3 protein-coding genes are annotated in these 3,088 nt (G+C 69.1%); all 3 read right to left on the reverse strand.

The window, feature by feature from the left end; genetic code table 11:
- Positions 1-633: protein phosphatase CheZ (locus ABD056_RS22565; RefSeq protein ID WP_343870528.1), on the reverse strand; the 633-nt coding region annotated here is incomplete at its 3' end.
- Positions 634-724: 91 nt separating this feature from the next.
- Positions 725-1,018, reverse strand: coding sequence for a hypothetical protein (locus ABD056_RS22570; protein WP_343870530.1), 294 nt, complete (start codon positions 1,016-1,018; stop codon positions 725-727).
- A gap of 102 nt (positions 1,019-1,120) precedes the next feature.
- Entirely contained in the window at positions 1,121-3,055 is a 1,935-nt protein-coding gene (locus ABD056_RS22575) for an ABCB family ABC transporter ATP-binding protein/permease (protein ID WP_343870532.1), read from the reverse strand.
- Between the last annotated feature and the right edge of the window lie 33 nt (positions 3,056-3,088).

The following is a 3,088-nucleotide window of genomic DNA, read 5'->3' on the forward strand; positions in this document are numbered from 1 at the left end:
AGCCGGCGCGGCGGCCGGCCTGGCAGCGGCGGGAGCTGGAGCGGCAGGCGCAGCGGCCGGCGCCGCAGGGGCGGCGGCAGCGCCGGAACCGGAGGGGCCGAACATGGCGTCGACGTCGGCCTGGCTGACGCCGTGGCCCTTCAGCTGCGGGCCGTTCAGGTACTTCTTGTATTCGTCCTCGTTGCTGCCGTCCTCAAGGGACTCGTGGGCGATCTGGTCCTGGCCCCAGATGGAGATGAGGGCGTTGACCCGTTCCTCCACGAAGCGCAGGGAATTGACCACCTTGGTGATGCGCTGGCCGGTGATGTCCTGGAAGGCGCAGGCTTCGAAGATGGCGCCGGTGCGGTCCTGCACGCTGTCCAGCAGCGCGCGCCCTTCGGCGTTGTTCACCATCGGCCGGACGGCGTTGACCACGTCCTCCAGCTTCTCGGCGTTTTCCATGATGGTTTCGGTGGCGGACTCGGTGGCCTCGACGATGGCGTCGAGTTCGTCCGACATCTTGGAGAAGTGGTCCTGGTCGGGGTTCGTGCCCGGCCGCCGGATGGCCGCGATCTCCTTGCGGATCTTCTGGATGTGCTGAAACAGACCCAGCAGTTCCCGCTTGAGGATCAATACGTCGGAATGGTCGGACATGATCGCTTACTCGATCCCCATACGCACCTGAGCGTTTTGCTCGTCCCAACAATACCCGCCACCATTCATGGCGCAATCACCGAATGCGAGGTCAAGGACCATCGTCCCGCGGTGGCCTGCCCTCGTGAAGCAGACGGCGCACCGCCGCCACCATGCGGCGGCGCTGTTCCTCGTCGTCAAACGCCGTCATCACCCGGTCGCGGGCAACATCAAGCCGCTGATTCTTCCGCGGATTTTCCAGCCGGTCGATGGCGGCCAGCAGGTCGGGGTTGCCGTACTGCTCGTCCTCCGTCGGCACCGGCTGACGCGGGCCCTGCCCGTCGTCGCGCTCGATCACCGCCGGCGCCGAACCGCCCAGATTGAACAGCCGCGCGAACAACCCCATCGCGCCCTCACCTCACCCGTTGAGAAACCACTATCCCCAATAGGATGAAGCATCCTACCACAGCCGGGCGCCGCATCCGACCGCATAATGCGCCATACGGCCTTAAGGCTTTGATACCGCCGGACCCTGGCTGCCGGCCATGGTTTCGGCGTCGTCCCGCGCCTCGCCGTCCATGGCCGCCAGCTGGCCGGCGAGGCGGGCGCTCTCCTGCTGCCGCCGCCACATCTCGGCATAGGCGCCGCCGGAGGCCAGCAGGGCATCGTGGCGGCCGCGTTCGACGATGCGGCCGGCATCCATGACCAGGATCTCGTCGGCGTCGATGACGGTGGACAGGCGGTGGGCGATGACCAAGGTGGTGCGGTTGCGCGACACGGTATCAAGGCTATCCTGGATCGCCCGTTCCGTATGCGTATCCAGGGCGCTGGTGGCCTCGTCGAGGATGAGGATGGCGGGGTTCTTGAGGATGGTGCGGGCGATGGCGACGCGCTGTTTCTCGCCGCCCGACAGCTTGAGGCCGCGCTCGCCGACGCGGGTGTCGTAGCCCTCCGGCAGGCCGGCGACGAAGCGGTGGATGGCCGCCGCCTCCGCCGCCTCCTGCACCGCCGCCTCGTCGGCGCCGGGGCGGCCGTAGGCGATGTTGTAGCCGATGGTGTCGTTGAACAGCACCGTATCCTGCGGCACCACGCCGATGACGGCGTGCAGGCTGTCCTGCCTTACGGTGCGGATGTCCTGGCCGTCGACCAGGATACGACCGCCGGTCGGGTCGTAGAAGCGATAGAGCAGCCGCGCCAGAGTGCTCTTGCCGGCGCCGGACTGCCCCACCACCGCCACCTTGCGGCCGGCCGGAATGGTGAAGCTGATGCCGCGCAGGATGTCGCGGTCTGGGCCGTAGCCGAACTGCACGTCCTCGAACCGCACCTCGCCGCCCGTCACCGCCAGCGCCGGGGCGCCGGGCGGGTCGGTCACCTCCGCCGGGGCGTCGAGCAGGCCGAACATGCTTTCCATGTCGGTCAGCGCCTGCTTCAGCTCGCGGTAGACCATGCCGAGCATGTTGAGCGGCAGCGCCAGCTGCATGAGGTAGCTGTTGACCAGCACGAAGTCGCCCACCGTCATGGTGCCGTCGGCGACGCCCTCGGCCGCCATCACCATCATCAGCACCAGCCCGGCGGCGATGATGAACCCCTGCCCGACGTTAAGCGCCGCCAGCGAGTTCTTGGCCCGCACCGAGGCACCTTCCAGCCGCGCCAGGGCGGCGTCGTAGCGCTCCGCCTCGTGCCGCTCGTTGTTGAAGTACTTGACCGTCTCGTAGTTGATGAGGCTGTCGATGGCCTTGGTGTTGGCGTCGCTGTCGGCGGTGTTCATCACCCGCCGGTGGGCCATGCGCCAGTCGGTCACCACCACCGTATAGGCGATGTAGCCGCCGACGGTGACCAGGGTGACGGCGGCAAAGCGCCAGTCATAGAGCGTCCACAGCACGCCGCAGACGAAGGCCAGCTCCAGCAGCTGCGGCCCGGTGCGGAACAGGGCGAGGCGCAGCAGCACGTCGATGGCGCGGGTTCCGCGCTCGATCACCCGCGACAGGCCGCCGGTCTGGCGGTCGAGGTGGAAGCGCAGGGACAGCCGGTGCAGGTGGGTGAAGATCCGCAGCGCCACCCGCCGCGTCGCCCGCTCGCTGACCTTGGTGAACACCATCCCCTGCAGTTCGCCGAACACCTGCTGCAGCACCCGCAGCGAGCCGTAGCCGACCAGCAGCGCCAGCGGCACCGCCACCACGGCGTCGGCCACGTCGCCCGGCACCGTCAGGGCATCCACCGCCGCCTTGTAGAACAGCGGCACGGTGACCGTCGCCACCTTGGCGGCGACCAGCAGCAGGATGGAGACCACCACCCGCAGCCGCAGCTCCAGCTCGCCCGGCGGCCACAGGTAGGGCAGCAGGCGGCGGGCGGCGGCCCAGTCGGCGCGGCCACCGCCGCTGCCGGCGGCGGCACCGGCGCCGGTGCCGGCGGAGGGAGGAGGATTCGGCAGGGTGGTGCGCACGTGCCCCGGCGACCGTCGTCAGCCCGGCGCGCC

The sequence above is a fragment of the Caenispirillum bisanense genome, from assembly GCF_039523075.1.
GTDB lineage: Bacteria > Pseudomonadota > Alphaproteobacteria > Rhodospirillales > Rhodospirillaceae > Caenispirillum > Caenispirillum bisanense.